This is a genomic window from Pseudomonas putida (assembly GCF_050989985.1).
GTDB lineage: Bacteria > Pseudomonadota > Gammaproteobacteria > Pseudomonadales > Pseudomonadaceae > Aquipseudomonas > Aquipseudomonas putida_AI.
Window position 1 is genome coordinate 4,494,326 of sequence record NZ_CP158815.1, and the last position, 17,581, is coordinate 4,511,906.

Annotated in this window: 20 protein-coding genes; 13 read left to right on the forward strand and 7 right to left on the reverse strand. The window is 61.7% G+C overall.

Annotated elements, in window-relative coordinates; translation table 11 throughout:
- The first annotated feature begins 48 nt into the window (after positions 1-48).
- The 5 genes from ABTV29_RS20450 to ABTV29_RS20470 all read left to right on the forward strand — a co-directional run bounded on the left by ABTV29_RS20450 (position 49) and on the right by ABTV29_RS20470 (position 3,764).
- A complete protein-coding gene (locus ABTV29_RS20450) occupies positions 49-450 on the forward strand; it encodes a hypothetical protein (protein ID WP_433766495.1) in 402 nt (133 codons plus the stop codon).
- Complete coding sequence (locus ABTV29_RS20455) at positions 447-989, forward strand: phosphohydrolase (protein ID WP_433766496.1); 543 nt, start codon at positions 447-449, stop codon at positions 987-989. Before ABTV29_RS20450 ends, ABTV29_RS20455 begins: the two co-directional genes overlap by 4 nt.
- Positions 990-1,208: 219 nt before the next feature.
- Positions 1,209-1,484, forward strand: a complete 276-nt coding sequence (locus ABTV29_RS20460) for a DUF3303 domain-containing protein (RefSeq protein WP_433766497.1) — start codon at positions 1,209-1,211, stop codon at positions 1,482-1,484.
- 290 nt (positions 1,485-1,774) lie between these two features.
- Positions 1,775-3,043: an OmpP1/FadL family transporter gene (locus ABTV29_RS20465; RefSeq protein WP_433766498.1), complete on the forward strand. Its 1,269-nt coding sequence runs from the start codon at positions 1,775-1,777 to the stop codon at positions 3,041-3,043.
- A gap of 46 nt (positions 3,044-3,089) precedes the next feature.
- On the forward strand, positions 3,090-3,764 hold the full coding sequence (locus tag ABTV29_RS20470; RefSeq protein WP_433766499.1) for a DUF3313 domain-containing protein: 675 nt from the start codon (positions 3,090-3,092) through the stop codon (positions 3,762-3,764).
- A gap of 137 nt (positions 3,765-3,901) precedes the next feature.
- On the opposite strand, the gene ligD is transcribed toward ABTV29_RS20470, so the two are convergent.
- On the reverse strand, positions 3,902-5,971 hold the full coding sequence (gene ligD, locus ABTV29_RS20475; RefSeq protein ID WP_433766500.1) for a DNA ligase D: 2,070 nt from the start codon (positions 5,969-5,971) through the stop codon (positions 3,902-3,904).
- Between the two features lie 249 nt (positions 5,972-6,220).
- Positions 6,221-6,967: a tellurite resistance TerB family protein gene (locus ABTV29_RS20480; RefSeq protein WP_433766501.1), complete on the reverse strand. Its 747-nt coding sequence runs from the start codon at positions 6,965-6,967 to the stop codon at positions 6,221-6,223.
- 263 nt (positions 6,968-7,230) lie between these two features.
- Here ABTV29_RS20480 and pcsA point away from each other — a divergent pair, with 263 nt between their 5' ends.
- Positions 7,231-7,953: a phosphatidylcholine synthase gene (gene pcsA, locus ABTV29_RS20485; RefSeq protein ID WP_433766502.1), complete on the forward strand. Its 723-nt coding sequence runs from the start codon at positions 7,231-7,233 to the stop codon at positions 7,951-7,953.
- Positions 7,954-7,957: 4 nt separating this feature from the next.
- On the forward strand, positions 7,958-8,344 hold the full coding sequence (locus ABTV29_RS20490; RefSeq protein ID WP_433766503.1) for a DUF488 domain-containing protein: 387 nt from the start codon (positions 7,958-7,960) through the stop codon (positions 8,342-8,344).
- Positions 8,345-8,477: 133 nt separating this feature from the next.
- Here the strand turns inward: ABTV29_RS20490 and ABTV29_RS20495 are convergent, their stop codons facing one another.
- Together ABTV29_RS20495 and ABTV29_RS20500 are read right to left on the reverse strand one after the other, a co-directional pair.
- Complete coding sequence (locus ABTV29_RS20495; protein WP_433766504.1) at positions 8,478-9,290, reverse strand: class I SAM-dependent methyltransferase; 813 nt, start codon at positions 9,288-9,290, stop codon at positions 8,478-8,480.
- Between the two features lie 37 nt (positions 9,291-9,327).
- Positions 9,328-9,597, reverse strand: a complete 270-nt coding sequence (locus ABTV29_RS20500) for a DUF4242 domain-containing protein (RefSeq protein ID WP_433766505.1) — start codon at positions 9,595-9,597, stop codon at positions 9,328-9,330.
- Positions 9,598-9,800: 203 nt separating this feature from the next.
- Between ABTV29_RS20500 and ABTV29_RS20505 the strand changes: the two genes are divergently transcribed.
- Positions 9,801-10,766, forward strand: coding sequence for an AraC family transcriptional regulator (locus tag ABTV29_RS20505; RefSeq protein WP_433766506.1), 966 nt, complete (start codon positions 9,801-9,803; stop codon positions 10,764-10,766).
- A 99-nt stretch (positions 10,767-10,865) separates the two neighbouring features.
- On the opposite strand, the gene ABTV29_RS20510 is transcribed toward ABTV29_RS20505, so the two are convergent.
- From ABTV29_RS20510 to ABTV29_RS20520, 3 genes are all read right to left on the reverse strand, one after another.
- Entirely contained in the window at positions 10,866-12,068 is a 1,203-nt protein-coding gene (locus tag ABTV29_RS20510) for a cytochrome c biogenesis protein DipZ (protein WP_433766507.1), read from the reverse strand.
- 169 nt (positions 12,069-12,237) lie between these two features.
- Complete coding sequence (locus ABTV29_RS20515) at positions 12,238-12,450, reverse strand: hypothetical protein (protein ID WP_433766508.1); 213 nt, start codon at positions 12,448-12,450, stop codon at positions 12,238-12,240.
- Between the two features lie 40 nt (positions 12,451-12,490).
- Positions 12,491-12,754 (reverse strand): DUF2790 domain-containing protein, encoded by a 264-nt coding sequence (locus tag ABTV29_RS20520; protein WP_433766509.1) that lies wholly within the window; start codon positions 12,752-12,754, stop codon positions 12,491-12,493.
- A gap of 303 nt (positions 12,755-13,057) precedes the next feature.
- On the opposite strand from ABTV29_RS20520, the gene ABTV29_RS20525 reads away from it, so the two are divergent.
- From ABTV29_RS20525 to ABTV29_RS20545, 5 genes are all read left to right on the forward strand, one after another.
- Positions 13,058-13,798 carry a response regulator gene (locus ABTV29_RS20525; protein ID WP_433766510.1) on the forward strand — a complete coding sequence of 247 codons (741 nt, stop codon included), beginning with the start codon at positions 13,058-13,060 and terminating at the stop codon, positions 13,796-13,798.
- Entirely contained in the window at positions 13,795-15,105 is a 1,311-nt protein-coding gene (locus ABTV29_RS20530) for an ATP-binding protein (protein ID WP_433766511.1), read from the forward strand. Before ABTV29_RS20525 ends, ABTV29_RS20530 begins: the two co-directional genes overlap by 4 nt.
- Positions 15,106-15,298: 193 nt before the next feature.
- Positions 15,299-15,931, forward strand: coding sequence for a CDP-alcohol phosphatidyltransferase family protein (locus ABTV29_RS20535; RefSeq protein ID WP_433766512.1), 633 nt, complete (start codon positions 15,299-15,301; stop codon positions 15,929-15,931).
- Complete coding sequence (locus ABTV29_RS20540; RefSeq protein ID WP_433766513.1) at positions 15,918-16,517, forward strand: lysophospholipid acyltransferase family protein; 600 nt, start codon at positions 15,918-15,920, stop codon at positions 16,515-16,517. The genes ABTV29_RS20535 and ABTV29_RS20540 overlap by 14 nt, the downstream gene beginning before the upstream one ends.
- Positions 16,514-17,458 carry a phosphatidate cytidylyltransferase gene (locus ABTV29_RS20545; RefSeq protein ID WP_433766514.1) on the forward strand — a complete coding sequence of 315 codons (945 nt, stop codon included), beginning with the start codon at positions 16,514-16,516 and terminating at the stop codon, positions 17,456-17,458. Before ABTV29_RS20540 ends, ABTV29_RS20545 begins: the two co-directional genes overlap by 4 nt.
- The last annotated feature ends 123 nt before the right edge of the window (positions 17,459-17,581 follow it).

Below are 17,581 nucleotides of genomic sequence, written 5' to 3' on the forward strand. Positions count from 1 at the left end.
CCAAACACTATGGGCAAACTCGATCACAGCGCTCTATGATTGAACCCCATGACCACCTCTGCGCCGATCCGCCAACCCTGCCCGCCCGGTGCCTGCGATTGCGGGCGTGACCCGTTGCTGGAAACACCGGGGGCGGACGTGCGCATCCTGTTTCTGACCCGCAATGAAGAGAAGCGCCTGATCGAGCGCCTGGAAAACCTGTCGAGCTTCAACGACCTGCAGCACCTGCAACGGCGGATGTTCGACCAGTTGGGCATTCGCGTGAACATCGCCCCCGGCTTCAACGAAGTGCGGACCATGCGCGGCATCAACATCCAGGTCGGCGAGCTGCCGGGGCTGTGCCGCAAAACCCGCGCCTCGATCCCCGCCGCCATTCGCCGCGCCATGGAAAAATACCCGGAAATCGCCTACGACGTGCTCAACGCCAACGACCTGTTGCGGGATACATGATGGACCCCGTCCTGGAATTCCCCGTCACTGACGAGATACTCACCTCCTTCGCCCTCGCGGTGGGCCCCGACCTTCCGGGCTATCGCAATCACATCTACCGGATGCTGAATTTCTATTGTGCCCTGCGTGGTCTCCAGGGCCCGCCCAGTGAAGCGGTGCAGATCGCCGCGGGGTTCCACGACCTGGGCATCTGGACCGACAACACTCTGGACTACTTGCCGCCCTCGGTGCGCCAGGCCACCGAATATCTCGACAGTAGATATCGCGGCGACCTCGCCCAGGAAGTGAGTGCGCTGATTCTGGAGCACCACAAAATCCGCGCCTATGGGTCGACACACGCAACGACTGTCGAGCCATTCCGGCAAGCGGACCTGATCGATGTGTCCCTCGGAGTGGTGCGCTTCGGCCTGCCGCGAGCCTTCATCAAAACCATCCAGTCGATGTTTCCCGACCATGGTTTCCACGCCATGCTGCTGAAGCTTTCCGCACGGCAACTGCTGCGTTCCCCGCTACGCCCGCTGCCTATGTTTCGCTGGTGAAAAGTTTCGTTGATGAAACAGACAGCCTTTCAACCCTGAAAATCCTCCCGAACAGGATCAGCGGTCGTACGCGCGATGCGCCACGCTGCTATGCCTTCACATGGGAGCTTTGGCAGTACACCAGCCAGGACGGAACTGGAAACCGAGTGCGACCCTGACTCCGGCGCCAGTCAGGCAAGCCATGGAAAACCGGTGCCAATGCGCAACAGGAGGTGGCCGATGTTATTCATCGTCAACTGGACGCTCAGTTCGGCAAATCGAAACAGTGCGATCGAGCGTTTTCTCAAGACCGGCGGTGCTCCCCCCGCAGGCGTGAAACTGATCGGGCGCTGGTACGCCGTCGGTGGCGCCGCGGGTTTCGGCGTGGCCGAGGCCAGTGATCCGGCGTTGATTCAGAAGTGGGTACTGGAATGGAGCGATCTCATGACCATGGAGGTTCAGGTTGCCCTGACCGACGAGCAGATGGCGCCTCTGCTGGCGGGCATCGGCAAGTAATCGCCGTTGGGGCAGTGAGCGATGCTCGCCGCCCCATTTCGCGCTGCAACATTTTCCCGGATACGTTTCCAGCATCCGCCATCTGCCATCTGCCATCGCGGCAGTTCTCGCGCAGCCCGCCCTGACTGACACCGGGCCAGGTTGTGGTGAACCTGTTACTGGATTTTTCTCAATTCAAACCTACTCTCTTCGCGGGGGAACCTATAAATGACGGTGACCGCGCAGCCCGTCTAAAAGGCTCGATCCTGCTCGCCCGCACATCGTTATCCATCTGTCTTTGAGGTAGCCCGATGCCGACAAAAACAGCGACCCTGCCCGCCCTCACCCTGCTTGCCCTGTGCAGCCAGCAAGCACACGCCGGCGGCATCCTGCTCTATGAAGTGGGGACCGATAACGTCGGCCTGGCCAACGCCGGTGCCGCTGCCCGGGCCCAGGGCCCCTCCACCATCGCCAGCAACCCGGCGGGCATGAGTTACCTGCCGGGCACGCAGATCACCGCGGGCTTGCAGGTGCTGTACGGCGATATCAAGTTCGATCGCGACGACGACACCAATGTGTCCGGCAGTGGGAGCGGCAATGCGCTCGAGCCACTGCCTGGCGGCAGCTTTTTCGTCAGCCATGAACTGGACGATCACTGGAGCGTCGGCTTCGGCCAGTACGGCGATTTCGGCCTGGCGGTCAACTACGACAATGACTGGTCGGGGCGCTACTTCTCACAGAACTCCAGCCTGCTCGGTTTGTCGATGGTGCCCAGCGTGGCGTATCGCTTCAACGAGCAATGGTCGGTGGGCATCGGCGTCAAGGCCATGTACGGCATGCTGCAGGCGCAGACCGCCATCGACCGCTCTCCATTCGGTTTCACCGAACGCGATGACGGCCAGTTCAAGTACAAGGACAAGGACTGGGGTTTCGGCGCCAATGTCGGGGTGATCTACGCCCCGCAACCCGGTACGCGCATTGGCCTGACTTACACCAGCAAGGTCGACCTTGAGTTCGAGGACGGCCTGGACATCAAGGGCAACGGGCCGTTGCTCAATCGCCTGGACGGCACCACGACCAAACTCGATATCACCGTGCCGCAAACCGTCACCCTGAGCCTGTTCCAGCAACTGGACCGGCAATGGGCGCTGCTGGCCTCGGTCAACTGGCAGGACTGGTCGGAATTCGGCGATATCGGCATCGAGGTCGACACCTCGGCAAACGAAGCCCGCTCGACCAATATCGATGCGGGCTTCAAGGACACCTGGCACCTGTCCCTCGGCGGGCAATACCAGGCTACCCAGCAGCTGCTGTGGAACTTCGGCGTGGCTTACGACAGCAGTGCCGTTTCCGACGGCAAGCGTTCGGTGATCGTGCCCATGGCCGAATCCTGGCGCATTGCGACAGGAGCCACCTATGCTCTGAACAGGGACACCGACGTGAACGTCAGTTGGGCCATGATCTGGATGGGCGACATGCCGGTGGACCAGAGCAAATCTTTGTCGGGCAATCGAATTTCCGGTCAATTCGACAACGCCTGGATTCAAGCGGTAACCGGCAACATGACCTGGCGTTTCTGATGAACCGAGACATACAAAACGTTCAAACCAAGGAGCAACCAGCACTATGAACCTGTCGCGAAACTTGCTTGTCGGCGCCGCACTGACCGGGCTACTGCTCGGTGGCTGCACCTCGAAAGTCACCGAGCGGGAGCAATACTCCGGCTACCTGTCCAACTACAACAACCTGCAAGAAGTCGCCACGCCAAGCGGCGGTACGGCGATGCGCTGGGTGAGCCCGTCGTGGAACCCCGATGCGTACAACACCGTGGCGTTCAACAAGCTGGAACTCTATCCGGCGCCCAAGCCCAATGAGCGGGTCAACCAGCAGACACTCACCGACATCCAGAACTACATGACCAACAGGGCCAAGCAGACACTGGGGCAGAAATACCGGGTGGTCTCCAGCCCGAGCGCAGCGCCGGCCGGTTCCAAGACCCTGATCATGAAAGCGGCCATCACCGGGGTGAGCGCTTCGAACGAAGGCATGAAATGGTATGAAGTGGTGCCCATCGCTGCCGTCGTTGGCGCGACTCAGGCCGCCACCGGCCACCGCGATCAGGACACCGAGCTGTATATCGAGGCCGAGTTCATCGACGCAAAAAACAACCAGACCGTGGCCAAGGTTGTGCGCAAGGTATTCGGCAAGCAGCTGTCCAACGAAAGCCAGAAAGTCACCGCCCAAGACTTCAAGGCGGCGATCGACAAGCTGAATAGCGACCTGCAAGCGTTCATCAAATAACCGCATTGCTTTTCTGTAGGAGCGAGCCTGCTCGCGATGGTCGTCAACGATAACGCTGGGTGCCTGACACCCAGCGCCGTTCCTGGGTCCATCGCGAGCAGGCTCGCTCCTACAGGTGTTGCGGATTCCCTCGATGATTATTTTTTCATCCCCACCCGCCGCCGCATCTCGGCGGTGATGGTCTGCCGGGTCTTCTTCATTTGCGCCCAGGGTTCATCGCCCACTTCAGCCAGGCGTTCGTGCACGTTGTGGATGGTCCACTGGTTGCCGCCCTTGATTTCTCCAACTTCATCGTAAAAAAGCGGCACAGACACTGGCAGCCCCTCTCGGGTGCGTGCGGCGTAGGCGCAAATGGTGGTGGCGCCCAGCCCGTTGCGCAGGTAATCGATGAAGATCCGCCCTACCCGGTTCTTCGGCCCCGACACTGCGGAAAAACGCTCCGGCAGCATCTTCGCCATGTGGCTGACGATCCCGTGGCTGAAATCCTTGACCTCGTCCCAGCCGAGTGTGCGGATCAGCGGCACCACCAGGTGAATCCCCTTGCCGCCGCTGGTCTTGAGAAACGCCTTGAGCCCCAATTCATCGAGCACCGTCAGGGTCAGTTGGGTCGCCTCGACCATGCGCTTCCACGGCAGCGCCGGGTCGGGATCGAGGTCGAGGACGAAGCGGTCGGGTTTGTCGAAGTTGTCCGAAGTGGCGTTCCAGGTGTGCAGCTCCACGGTGCTCATCTGCACCGCGCCCACCAGTGCTTCGGCGTTGTTGATGAGCATCATCGGTTGCCCGGTGAGTGCCTGGTCCAGGGTCACGATGCCGGGGATGGCCAGGTGCTCGGCGTTCTTCTGGAAAAACAGTTCCCCGGCGATCCCGTCCGGCGCCCGCACCAGCGCCACCGGGCGGTCCTTGAGTTGCGGCAAGATCCACTCGGCAACGCTGGCGTAGTACTCGGCCAATTGCATTTTGCTGGTGCCGCTGCTGGCGTCGATGACCCGATCAGGATGGGTAATGCGTACCTTGCCCTCGGCCAGCCCGAGTTGGGACGGCGCGGGATCGGCTTTTTTCGGCGCAACGGATGGCTTGGAGGCGACTGCCTTTTTGGCAGCGGCCGGTTTTTTAGTAGACGCAGGCTTTTTCGCGGCTGAAGTTTTCACGGTACTCGCACGCTCCTCAGTGATCTCCCGGGCCGGTTTGTCGTCACGCAGGCCATGGAACACTGCGTGTCGCACCGAACCCTCCTTGGTCATTTCGGCAAAGGCCACTTCCGCCAACAGCCGCGGCTTGAGCCAGTGCACGGTCTTGAACTCGGCGCCACCGGGTGGATTGACCAGCGCCGGCTTTTTCGTCTGCAAGGGTTTGAGTTGCCCATGAATGCTGGCCAGGGTGGCTTCGGTGAACCCGGTGCCGACCTTCCCGGCGTAGCGCAACTGGCCGCTGTCGCGGTCATGCAGGCCCAGCAGCAAGGCCCCGAAGGCACTGCGCGACCCCTTGGGCTCGGTGAAACCGACGATGACGAATTCCTGCCGATGCTTGCACTTGAGCTTGATCCAGTCGCTGCTGCGTCGGGACACATAAGGCGACCCCAGGCGTTTGCCGATCAAGCCTTCCATGCGCATCTGGCAGGCGCTGTCGAGCAGGGCCTGCGGGTCTTCGCTAAAGGCATCGGAAAACCGCAGCAGCGGGTCGTTTGACGTCTTGAGCACGGTTGCCAGCGCCGCACGGCGTTCCTCCACCGGCACTTCGCGCAGGTCCACGCCATTGAGGTATGGCAGGTCGAACAGGTAGTAGAGGATGTGGCCGCTGCGATTGGCATCAAAGGCGTTTTGCAGCGCCTGGAAGTCCGGCACGCCCTGCTCGTCTGTCACCACCATTTCGCCGTCGAGCCAGGCCGATTCCAGGCCCAGTCCCGCCAGGGCCCTGGCCTGTCCCGGCAATTTGTGGGTCCAGTCGTGGCCGTTGCGGGTCAACAGCCTGACGTCGTCGTGGTCGATGCGCGCCATGATCCGGTAACCGTCGAACTTGACCTCATAGCTCCATTGACCGTCCGGGGCGCGTTCAACCAGCGTCGCCAGTTCAGGCTTGATCTGGTCGGGCAGTTTCGCTTTGCGCGCGCCGGTCAATGCTGCGGTTTTTTCCTGGCGCGCCTGGGTGGCCGGTCTTTTGATGGCTCCGGGTTTGGCTCTGGATTGGTAGTCAACGAGGTCCTTGTACATGGCTCACCCTGCTGGTCGCGGCAGGACGCGCCATCAGCGCGCCTGTTTCTCAGCAGAGCGAACGGCATGGACAAAAATTCCATCGACGTTGAAGGCGCCCGGACAGACGGGCCAACGTTGCGGATGCTGAAGAGTCCTGTAGGAGCGAGCATGCTCGCGATGGTGGTCAACGATAACGCGGGGAACCAGATGCCCCGCGGTGATCTGAAGTCCATCGCGAGCATGCTCGCTCCTACAGGGGGCAATGTATCAGGCGCGTCCCGAGGCCTGCTGTTCCAGATGCACCTGCAAATCCGGATCAATCCCCAGCGCCGCCGCCAGCTCGTCCAGATAACTGCGTTCGGCATCCTGTTGATCATCCACCAGCATCACGCTGGCCAGGTACATTTCGGCGGCCATGCCCGGGTCGGTGGCCGATTGTGCGACTTCGCCGGCGTCCAGCGGTTTAGCGACTTCATCGTCGAGCCACTGCTGCAATTGCGGGTCATCGGTGTGGCGGGCGATTTCCGCGTTGATCATCTGTTTTTCCGAATCGTCGAAGCGGCCATCGGCCTTCGCCGCGGCGATCAATGCCCGCAGGATGGCGTGGCTGTGTTCTTCTACTTCCGGGCCGGCCAGCATATCGACGGTGCGCATCGCCTGCTGTGGTGCCTGCTGTTGTGGCTGCGCGGCCTGGCTGCGTTGCCAGGCCTGATACGCCTGGAAAGCCATCATGCCCAGCGAGGCAAGCGCGGCGTAGTTGGCGCCACCGCCGGAACGGCCCTGGGGCGCGCCGCCCATCGGCGAGCCACCGCCGAGCAGGCCACCGAGCAGTCCGCCCAGGCCACCCATGCCTCCACCGCCAGCGCCAGCGCCACCACCGCCGCCACCGCCAAGCAAGCCACCGAGCAATCCGCCCAGATCGCCGAGCCCGCCTTGCGCCCCGGCGCCGCCTTGTTGCGACATCGCGCCCTGGCCGCCGCGCAGTAATTGTTCGAGCAAATCGCTGGTGTTCATGACGACGTCCTCATCAAGGGGTGGATCCAACCCAACAACGATAGCTTTCCCCGGCAAATGTGCTACCACCGTTTGGCCGAGACGCCTTTGCACCCGCCCGGGCAGATTTATCCGCAGTCTTTTTCCGCGGCGCAGCTAAGATTCATAGGTGGTGAACCTTATTCCCGGAAACCCGGTCGATACCTGCAACCCGACCCGGTTTGCCGCTGCCTTCGATGCTGAGGGCGATGACTGGCTTGCTTCATTTTCTGGAGAACGCCCCCGTGATAACGACTCTACACATCGCCAGGCTCAAAGCGTGGGGAGCCCATGGTTTTACCGCCACTGGCGTGGTCACAGCCTTCCTTGCAACGCTCGCCCTGCTCGACAACCAGCCGACCAATTGCCTGCTGTGGCTGGGCGTGGCCCTGATCGTCGATGGCCTGGATGGCGCGCTTGCGCGCAAGGTCAACGTACAGTCGGTACTGCCGAGTTTCGACGGCTCGATCCTCGACCTGGTCATCGATTATCTGACGTATGTGTTCATTCCGGCGCTGTTCATCTATCGCTACGTGCCGCTGCCGGACTACACGCTGCTACTGAGCGTGTCGCTGATCCTGGTGTCGTCGCTGTTCTGTTTCTGCAACGTCAACATGAAGAGCAAGGACAACTACTTCCAGGGTTTTCCCGCCGCGTGGAACGTGGTCGCCCTGTGCCTGTACATCATTGCGCCGTCGCCGTGGATCACCCTGCTGACCATCATCGGCCTCGCCCTGCTGACGCTGACCCGGATGAAGTTCCTGCACCCGTTCCGCGTGCGCCGCTTCATGCCGATCAACATTGCCGTGACGGCCATCTGGTTGCTGTGCAGCCTGTCGCTGGTGGTCAACCATCCGGTGATCAACCCGCTGGTGATGGGCCTGTGGTTATTGATGTCCGCCTACTTCCTGGGCATCTGCTTCTGGCGCACCGCGCTGGAGTGGTTCGACGGATCGCGACTCAAGTAACGCCATGCCCATTCATATCGTACGGCTCGGCTCCCCCCGAGCACCCAACGAAGGCATGCGCCTGGGCACCGTGCGCCGCCCGCCCCGTGGCGTGCCCAAAGCCGAGTTCGCCACGCGGGATTTCTACGATGTATGGCAGCCTTTGCTGTCGCCCAGCGCGGAACTGGTGGCCGAAGCCCTGGTGGCGCAGGATGCCAGGGACTGGGCGGTGTTCGTGCGCAAGTTCAAGGCTGAAATGAAACAGCCGGCGGCCAGCCAGATGCTCGATCTGCTGGCCGCCCTGTCCCACACCACTTCGCTGGCCGTGGGCTGCTATTGCGAAGAGGAAGCGCATTGTCACCGGTCGGTGTTGCGTGAACTGCTGGAGGCGCGTGGGGCGCAGGTGATTTAGATCGCCGGGGCACCCAATATCCCCTGTGGGAGCGAGCCTGCTCGCGATTGCAATCTGTCAGCCAAATCATCTCTGTCTGAAAGACCGCCATCGCGAGCAGGCTCGCTCCCACAGTGGGTAGTGTGTTGTCAGGTCAACGCCTCGTGATGACCACCTCCAGATACTCACTCGGCACCACCATCGACTTCTCCCCCGCCCGGTTCAGGCGGTTGAGCAACTCGGTCATGTCCTGCTCCAGCGCCTGGGCACCGTCGGGTGGCAGCGCGGCGAAGGCCTTGTGCACCGGGCCGTACCAGGTGCGGAAGGTGTCGATGAAATGCCCGGCATCGCGATAGCGGAAGGTGAACAGCTTGCGCGTCACCTGGACCAGGAAATCACGCTCGTCGAACTGTGAGTGCAGCCAGGCTTCGGTGCCCCACTGCGAAGGTGGCTGGGCGCCGGGTGGCGGTGGCATGTGTTTGCCCAGTGTCTTGAACATCTGTCCTACGAAGCCTTCAGGCGTCCAGTTGGCCAGGCCGATCCGCCCTCCGGGCCGGCAGACCCGCGCCAGCTCGGCGGCAGCCTTGGGCTGGTCCGGGGTGAACATCACGCCGAAGGTCGACAGCACGGCATCGAAGCTGGCATCGGCGAATGGCAGCGCTTCGGCATCGGCTACCTGGAACGTGACGTTGAGGCGTTCGGCTTTCGCCCGCTCCTGGCCGCGCTCCAGCAGTGCGCCGACATAATCGGTCGAGGTCACCAGGCAGCCCCGGCGAGCGGCGGCCAATGTGGCATTGCCGTTGCCGGCGGCGACATCGAGCACCTGCTCATCGCACAGCAGGTCGCAGGCCTCGGCCAGTTGCTCGCCAACGATCTGCAGGGTGGTACCGATCACGGCGTAATCACCGCTGGCCCAGGCGGCCATTTGACGGTTTTTCAAGGCATTGAGATCAATGGGTGTACTCATGAATTCCGCTCCGTTGCGGGTTGGAATGCCGCCCGGCTTATTCTGCCGTGGTCGGGTCGATGATGGACGTGACCTGTGACACGCGGTTGGCCGGGAACCCGCTCTGCCGGGCATGTTCCTGGATCTGTGCTTCGCTCGGTGCGATGTACACGCAGTACAACTTGTCACCGGTGACATAGCTTTGCAGCCACTGTACTTCCGGCAACTCGCGCAGTGTCCTGCAGGACTTTTGCGCAGCGGCTTTCAAATCCCTTTCTGACAGTGTTCCAGCACCTGGAATCTCGCGCTCAATGACGAACTTGGGCATGACAACCTCTCATTCTTGTTATTGATGACAGGGCCGTCAGTGACCCTGTGGGCAAACTATCGCGCTGGTGCACCCCCTGCGTCCTGCCCGATCGTCGCTCAGGCCTGTCCGATCGTCCGGAGATTTCATGCCGGGCCGCGACAGGCTCACAATCAAGCTCACAATCAGAACCATGACCCAGCATTTGCGCACGGGAAATCACCATGGATGCCCTGTCACAGACCCTTCGCGTCGTGCGCCTGTCCGGCGCCATTTTCATCAATGCGCGGTTCACCGCGCCCTGGTGCTACCAGTCGCCGAGGGCCGACACCGCCGCCCCCTTTCTGGAGCCGAACGCCGAGCAGGTGGTGATCTTTCACCTGATCACCGAAGGCGAGTGCTACGTCGAACTGGGCGACGATCCGCCCCTGCTACTGACCGCAGGCGACGTCGTGCTTTTCCCCCAGGGCGACGGGCATCGCATGACCTCCAAACCGGGACTGCCCCCCGCCACCGGCGGACGGCTGGATAAAATCCTCGCCCGGCGCCCGCAGCAGTTGCGATATGGCGGCGGTGGCGCGGTCACCCGCCTGGTGTGCGGCTACATGGCTTGCGATTCGCGGCTGGCCGGCATGTTGCTGGCGGGATTGCCGCCGGTGGTGCGCGTCAATGTGCGTGGTTCGAGTGCCGGGATCTGGCTCGAGTCGTCGGTCCGCTATGCCCTGGCCGAAGCCCGCTCGCCAAGGCCCGGCGGCGAAGGCGTGCTGGCGAAACTGGCCGAGGTGCTGTTCATCGAAGTGCTGCGCCTGTACATGCACGAACACGGCAAGGGCCGTACCGGCTGGCTGGCGGGGGTCGGTGACCGCATCGTCGGCGCCGCCCTCAACGCGTTGCACAACAAACCCTGCCATTGCTGGACGCTGGATGAGCTGGCACGCACGGCCGGCACCTCCAGATCGGTATTGGCCGAACGCTTCCAGCAATTGGTGGGGGTGTCACCGATGCAGTACCTGACGCAATGGCGCATGTTGCTGGCAGCCAACCTGTTGCGCAGCAGCAACAGTTCATTGCTGCGCATCGCCGAGGAAGTGGGTTACCAGACGGATACAGCCTTCAGCCGGGCGTTTCGCCGCGAGTACGGAACGCCCCCGGCGGCATGGCGGCGTACGCAGGCGGCGGCCGTACATTGAGCCCCTGTAGGAGCTGCCGCAGGCTGCGATCTTTTGATTTTGTTTTTTAAGAGCAAGATCAAAAGATCGCAGCCTGCGGCAGCTCCTACACAGAGCGATTTATGCCGCGGGAGCGGTGGCCTTGGCCTCTTCCAGCAACTGCTGGATCATCTTCTCCTGATCATCGTAACGGCCTTCACCGAAGTGGGTGAAGCGGACCTGACCCTTGGCGTCGATCAGGTAGTGTGCCGGCCAGTACTGGTTATCGAAGTTGCGCCAGATCATGTAGTTGTTGTCGATCGCCACCGGGTAGGTGATGCCGTACTCCTTCACCTTGGCCTTGACGTTATCGATGATGCGTTCGAAGCCGTACTCAGGGGTGTGCACGCCAATCACCACCAGGCCGTCCTTCTCGTATTTCTTCGCCCAGTCCTTCACGTAAGGCAGGGTGTGCTTGCAGTTGATGCAGTCGAAGGTCCAGAAATCCACCAGCACCACTTTGCCCTTGAGCGACTCGTTGGTCAGGGCCGGCGAGTTGATCCACTCCACGGCGCCCGACAGCGACGGCATGGCCTCCGAGGTCTCGGCCTTGGCCTTGCTGACGAAGTAGTCGACGACTTTAGGCACGGTTTCCAGCACGCCTTTCTCGACCTTGCCTACGGTTTCCGACGAGGTACTGGCCAACAGCAGGTTATCGGCACCCGTGGAAATCACCGCTGCACCGGCCAGCACCGCAACACCTGCGCCGCGACGCAGCCAGCCGGTGACCGGAATCGACGGTTTCAGGCGGTTGACCAGGCCACGACCGGCGAAGATCAGGACGCCCAGGGACAACGCGCTACCCAGGCCGTAGGCCACCAGCAACAGGCTGGTACCGGCGTTCGCACCTTGCAGCATGGCACCGGTGAGGATCACGCCAAGGATCGGCCCGGCGCACGGCGCCCAGAGCAAACCGGTGGCGACGCCGATCAACAGCGAACCCAGGGGACCCGAGACCTTGCGGCTGTTGGGATCGATACGGTTGCCCAGCGCCACGAACGGCCGCGCCAGCCAGTCGCCGACCCGGGCGGAAATCAGCGACAGGGCGAACAACACCATCACGATCAGGGCTACATGGCGGCCGGCGTTGCTGGCTTGAATCACCCACTCGCTGCTGACCACGGCCAGGCTGGAGATGAGGGCGAAGGTCAGGGCCATGCCACCGAGGGTTAGCAGGATCGACGAGCGCTTGCGGTCGGCGCCGGCGAACAGGAACGGCACCACCGGCAGGATGCACGGGCTGAGGACGGTCAAAATGCCGCCCAGGAAAGCGATGAGAAACATGGGATCACCTTGAATAAAGAGGGAGGCAATTCACACCGTCCCCCTGTAGGAGCGAGCCTGCTCGCGAAAGCGGTCTGACTGTCACATTGATGCCGGCTGACACTCAGCCATCGCGAGCAGGCTCGCTCCCACAGTGGATTGTTGGTGTTTATGAAATCGTGTTCGGCGCTTAGGCGCTTTGCTCATCCAGCCACTTGCCCTGCGGCGTATGGCTGGAGCCGTTCTCGGCCAGCAAGGCATCGGCGCCCTGCTTCGCCACCGGCGTCAGTTGGAAGCAGGTGCTGCTGCCACAGGCGTTTTGCTCGACAGCGGCGTTGGCATGGGCCGCGGCACCGGCGACGGAGAAGGCAATGGCGGTCAGGAACCGGCTGACGTTGATCATGGTGTTATTCCTCGCTTCAAAAGGGTTGTGATCGAAGGACTCAGTTGTCCGAGCCGCAGTTGTCGGCAATTTTCCGGTAGTCCAGGACCTGGGTTTTGTTGTGCGAATCCAGGTAGGTCAACTGCGCATCCACCACCCCGCAGGAAGCTGAAGAGTCTTGTTTGAGCGACACCACTTTCTTGATGTCCAGTTGCGTGCCGTAGTCGTAGGTCTTGGCGCTGACATCGGCTTCGGCACGGGCCGACAGGGTGCAGATGTTCAGGGCGGCAAACAGGCAGGCGGCGTAGATGGCTTTGGTGTTCATGGCGGATTCCTCAAGGCTTGGACAGGTCAGTGTGTGTTTGGGCCGAGGCGGTTGGGTTTGCCTCGATGGGACCTATTTAAAGCTCGCGAGGTATCCCGCATGTGTCGGGAAACTGCCTGTGTAAATCGGTACGTATCAGAACCGGGCCTGGATACAGAGCGATACAAACCGCCGGAAATTTCGCGTTTTTTTGTCCATGTGTATCCTTGGGCAAGCCGGATACACTGCAATACAAACGCTTGAAGGCATGTAGTCCAAGGCTCGATAGACTGTGCGCCATCCCCCATTTTCAGAGGCAGCCCCATGGAACACGTTGATCACATCCTCATCGTCGACGATGACCGCGAGATCCGCGAACTGGTGGGTAACTATCTGAAGAAAAACGGCCTGCGTACCACGGTTGTGGCAGATGGTCGGCAGATGCGCACCTTCCTCGAATCCACCCCGGTGGACCTCATCGTGATGGACATCATGATGCCGGGCGACGACGGCCTGACGCTGTGCCGCGAATTGCGCTCGGGCAAGCACAAGGCCACGCCGATCCTGATGCTCACCGCGCGCAACGATGAAACCGACCGCATCATCGGCCTGGAAATGGGCGCCGACGATTACCTGGTCAAGCCATTCGCCGCCCGCGAACTGCTGGCGCGCATCAACGCCGTGCTGCGCCGCACGCGGATGCTGCCACCGAACCTGGTGGTCACCGAAACCAGCCGGTTGCTGGCCTTCGGACGATGGAAGCTGGATACCTCGGCCCGGCACCTGCTCGACAGCGACGGCACCATGGTCGCCCTCAGCGGCGCGGAATATCGCCTGCTGCGGGTATTCCTCGACCACCCGCAACGGGTGCTCAACCGCGATCAATTGCTCAACCTGACCCAGGGCCGCGATGCCGATCTGTTCGACCGCTCCATCGACCTGCTGGTGAGCCGCCTGCGCCAGCGCCTGCTGGACGATGCCCGGGAACCGGCCTACATCAAGACCGTGCGCAGCGAGGGTTACGTGTTTTCTCTGCCGGTAGAAGTCGTGGGGGCGCCAGCATGAACCTCTCGCTGCGCTGGCCCCGCACCCTGGCCTCACGACTGTCGCTGATTTTCCTGGTCTGCCTGCTTCTCGCCCAGGCGCTGTCCTTCGGCGCGCAGTATTACGAGCGCTACGAAACCGCGAAAAACACCATGCTGGGCAACCTCGAAACCGACGTCTCGACCTCCATCGCCATCCTTGACCGCTTGCCTGCCGAGGAACGCATGAGCTGGCTGCGTCAGTTGCAGCGCAACAACTACGGTTATCTGTTGAGTGCCGGCGAAAGCGGTACGCCGATGACCATGGACATGCCCGATGCCCCCATTGCCATGGGCTCGATCATGGACGCCCTGGGCAAGGAACATGCGCTGACCTTCACTGATATTCCGGGGCCGAGAAAACACTTTCAGGTGCATCTGAAACTGTCCGACGGCAGCCCGCTGACCATCGACGTGTGGCCCGCCATGATGCCGTTGTCGCCCTGGTTGCCCATGGTATTGCTCGGGCAACTGGCGCTGATGATCTTCTGCACCTGGCTGGCCGTGCGCATCGCCGTCCGCCCGCTGACCCGTCTGGTCGACGCCGTGGACAACCTCGATCCCAACGCTCACCCGGTACGTCTGGACGAGAAAGGCCCGACCGAAGTCGCCCACGCGGCCAAGGCCTTCAACGCCATGCAAATGCGGATCGCCGCCTACCTGAAAGAACGCATGCAATTGCTGGCGGCGATCTCCCACGACCTGCAGACGCCGATCACCCGAATGAAACTGCGCGCCGAATTCATGGACGACTCGGTGGAGAAAGACAAACTCTGGACCGACCTGAGCGAGATCGAGCACCTGGTACGCGAAGGCGTGGCCTATGCCCGCAGCGTCCATGGCGCCACCGAAGAAAGTCGCCGCACCGACCTGGATTCCTTCCTCGACAGCCTGGTGTTCGATTATCAGGACATGGGCAAGGAGGTTCAGTTGAACGGCAAGAGCACCACCGTCATCGACACTCGCCCCCATGCCTTGCGCCGGGTGCTGGTGAACCTGACAGACAACGCCCTCAAATTCGCCGGCGCCGCCGAGTTGCTGGTCGAGAAAAAGAACGATGGCAGCGTGTCGGTGAAAGTCATGGACCGCGGTCCCGGCATTGCCGAAGAGGAACTGGCCCAGGTCATGCAGCCGTTCTACCGCGTGGAAAACTCGCGCAACCGCAGCACCGGCGGCACCGGCCTGGGCCTGGCGATCGCGCAACAACTGGCGTTGGCGATCGGGGGATCGCTGACCTTGAGCAATCGTGAAGGCGGCGGGTTGTGCGCCGAGCTCAAGCTGAAACCGTAAAAAACCTGACACCCACGATTCACTGTAGGAGCGAGCCTGCTCGCGATGAACCTGAGAACGCCGCGGGGTGACAGGCCTCTAGCGTCATCGTTGACGACCATCGCGAGCAAGCTCGCTCCCACAGATGAAAAACCTGTGCCGCCATTTTTTGCATATACGCTTAGTAAAACCCTGCAACCGGGATACTGAGTGTATGGATGACAACAGAAGACCCATCAAGGCGCGCTCTACAGGCTGGGCCAAACGCACCACCGAGCTGTTGGTCAAACGCGACATTTCACCCAACCAGATCTCCGTCGCCAGCATCTTCTTTGCCCTGGCCGGCGCGATTGCCCTGAACCTCAGCAGCGGCGTCGCGGGCTCGGTCTGCTGTGCCATCGCCATTCAACTGCGCCTGCTGTGCAATCTGTTCGACGGCATGGTGGCAGTCGAGGGCGGCAAGCAATCGGCCATTGGCAGTCTGTACAACGAATTCCCCGACCGTATCGCCGACAGCCTGCTGATCGTCGGTCTCGGCTATGCCCTGTATCAGCCCGAACTCGGCTGGTTTGCCGCGCTGGCCGCCGCACTCACAGCCTATGTCCGGGTGTTCGGCGGCTCCATCGGCCTGAAACAGAACTTCATGGGGCCAATGGCCAAGCAACACCGCATGGCGGTGATGACGGTTGGCCTGTTGCTCAATGCCGTCGAGTTTCACCTGCGTGGCAGCCACTACCTGTTGTTGCTGACCCTGGTCATCATTGCCATCGGCGCGGCCGCCACGTGCTTCACCCGCACGATGGCCATCGCCAGGCAACTGCAGGAGGCTGGCCATGTGGATCAGTAATGCCCTGATTGCGGTACTGCGATTCGTGATCGGCGTCACCGCCCGCTGGGAAGGCCCGCCGGACCTCACGCGCCAGCGCATCTACTTCGCCAACCACACCAGCCACATGGACACCCTGGCGATCATGGCCGCCCTGCCCCCCGAAGCCCGGGTCAATGTGAAGCCGGTCGCCGCCGCCGACTACTGGGGCAAGAACCGGTTTCTTTCGTACATCTCGCAGCAAGGCCTCAATGCGGTGCTGATCGAACGCAATCCGGCGCCCGGCAGCAATGTGCTGGAGCCGATTTTCGATGTGGTGCGCGCCGGCCATTCGATCATCATCTTCCCCGAGGGCACGCGCTCCAGTCAGGCACTGCCGGGGGAATTCAAATCCGGATTGTTTCGCCTCGGCGAGACCTTTCCCGATGTCGACCTGGTGCCCATCTACCTGGAAAACCTGCATCGCTCCATGCCCAAGGGCAAACACGTCCCGCTGCCGATCATCTGCACGATCCGTATCGGCAACCCGCTGCCACGGGTGGCGGGCGAGGACAAACAGGTGTTCCTGGAGCGGGCGCGTGACGCCATCGTGAGGCTGTCGAAATGAGTCTTGAACAAAAATTCCTGTGGTTCTTTGCCGCCATCGCCTGCCTGCTGGCCGTCGCCTCGGTGATTGGCCGGGTATTGGCCAGGCGAGCCACCACCGAGGGTTCGATCTCGACCATCGAAAACCTCAACCAGCGCGTGAATGCCTGGTGGGGCATGGTGATCATCTTTTTCGTGTCCTGGCTGCTGGGGCCGAATGCGACGGTGGTGCTGTTCGGCTTCATTTCCCTGTTCGCGCTCCGGGAGTTCATCACCCTGACTCCGACGACACTGGGCGATCACAACGCGCTGTTCTGCGCGTTCTTTATCCTGATTCCGCTGCAATACCTGCTGATCGGCACCCATTGGTACTCGATGTTCACCTTGCTGGTTCCGGTGTATGCCTTCCTCCTGCTGCCGGCGATTGCAGTGCTGAGCCAGGACACCGAGGCCTTCCTCGAACGCACGGCCAAGATCCAGTGGGGCGTGATGATCTGCGTCTACTGCATCAGCCACGCGCCGGCCCTGCTGCTCCTGGATCTGCAGGGGTTCAGCGGACAGAACGCGCTGCTGCTGTTCTACCTGGTGTTCGTCGTGCAGATGAGCGATGTCTTGCAGTACGTCTTCGGCAAACTATTCGGCAAGCACAAGGTCGCGCCCCTGGTGAGCCCGTCTAAAACCGTGGAAGGCCTGGTGGGTGGCGGGCTGTCCGCCACGCTGATCGGCGGCTGCATGTACTGGATGACGCCCTTCAATTTCTGGCAGTCGCTGCTGTTGTCGCTGGTGATCGTGGTGATGGGGTTTCTGGGCGGGCTGGTGATGTCGGCGATCAAGCGCAGCCTGAGTGCCAAGGACTGGGGGACCATGATCAAGGGGCATGGCGGGATGCTGGACCGGATGGATTCGATTTGCTTTGCCGCGCCGATCTTTTTTCACCTGACGCGGTATTTCTTTTCCGCCTGACCTGCAAATGATGATCCCCTGTAGGAGCGAGCCTGCTCGCGATTGCGGTATGTCAGCCAAATCATCTCTGGCAGATAGACCATCGCGAGCAGGCTCGCTCCTACAGGGGGCTGTGGTGGTCAG

Excerpts from the sequence above, each read along its gene's own strand:
- ABTV29_RS20540 (WP_433766513.1), top strand. The coding sequence starts at position 15,918 with ATGTGGATCAGTAATGCCCTGATTGCGGTACTGCGATTCGTGATCGGC.
- ABTV29_RS20460 (WP_433766497.1), top strand. The coding sequence starts at position 1,209 with ATGTTATTCATCGTCAACTGGACGCTCAGTTCGGCAAATCGAAACAGT.
- ABTV29_RS20525 (WP_433766510.1), top strand. The coding sequence starts at position 13,058 with ATGGAACACGTTGATCACATCCTCATCGTCGACGATGACCGCGAGATC.
- ABTV29_RS20490 (WP_433766503.1), top strand. The coding sequence starts at position 7,958 with ATGCCCATTCATATCGTACGGCTCGGCTCCCCCCGAGCACCCAACGAA.
- ABTV29_RS20500 (WP_433766505.1), bottom strand. The coding sequence starts at position 9,597 with ATGCCCAAGTTCGTCATTGAGCGCGAGATTCCAGGTGCTGGAACACTG.
- ABTV29_RS20455 (WP_433766496.1), top strand. The coding sequence starts at position 447 with ATGATGGACCCCGTCCTGGAATTCCCCGTCACTGACGAGATACTCACC.
- ABTV29_RS20510 (WP_433766507.1), bottom strand. The coding sequence starts at position 12,068 with ATGTTTCTCATCGCTTTCCTGGGCGGCATTTTGACCGTCCTCAGCCCG.
- ligD (WP_433766500.1), bottom strand. The coding sequence starts at position 5,971 with ATGTACAAGGACCTCGTTGACTACCAATCCAGAGCCAAACCCGGAGCC.
- ABTV29_RS20465 (WP_433766498.1), top strand. The coding sequence starts at position 1,775 with ATGCCGACAAAAACAGCGACCCTGCCCGCCCTCACCCTGCTTGCCCTG.
- ABTV29_RS20520 (WP_433766509.1), bottom strand. The coding sequence starts at position 12,754 with ATGAACACCAAAGCCATCTACGCCGCCTGCCTGTTTGCCGCCCTGAAC.
- ABTV29_RS20530 (WP_433766511.1), top strand. The coding sequence starts at position 13,795 with ATGAACCTCTCGCTGCGCTGGCCCCGCACCCTGGCCTCACGACTGTCG.
- ABTV29_RS20495 (WP_433766504.1), bottom strand. The coding sequence starts at position 9,290 with ATGAGTACACCCATTGATCTCAATGCCTTGAAAAACCGTCAAATGGCC.
- ABTV29_RS20505 (WP_433766506.1), top strand. The coding sequence starts at position 9,801 with ATGGATGCCCTGTCACAGACCCTTCGCGTCGTGCGCCTGTCCGGCGCC.
- ABTV29_RS20480 (WP_433766501.1), bottom strand. The coding sequence starts at position 6,967 with ATGAACACCAGCGATTTGCTCGAACAATTACTGCGCGGCGGCCAGGGC.
- ABTV29_RS20450 (WP_433766495.1), top strand. The coding sequence starts at position 49 with ATGACCACCTCTGCGCCGATCCGCCAACCCTGCCCGCCCGGTGCCTGC.
- ABTV29_RS20545 (WP_433766514.1), top strand. The coding sequence starts at position 16,514 with ATGAGTCTTGAACAAAAATTCCTGTGGTTCTTTGCCGCCATCGCCTGC.
- ABTV29_RS20515 (WP_433766508.1), bottom strand. The coding sequence starts at position 12,450 with ATGATCAACGTCAGCCGGTTCCTGACCGCCATTGCCTTCTCCGTCGCC.
- ABTV29_RS20535 (WP_433766512.1), top strand. The coding sequence starts at position 15,299 with ATGGATGACAACAGAAGACCCATCAAGGCGCGCTCTACAGGCTGGGCC.
- ABTV29_RS20470 (WP_433766499.1), top strand. The coding sequence starts at position 3,090 with ATGAACCTGTCGCGAAACTTGCTTGTCGGCGCCGCACTGACCGGGCTA.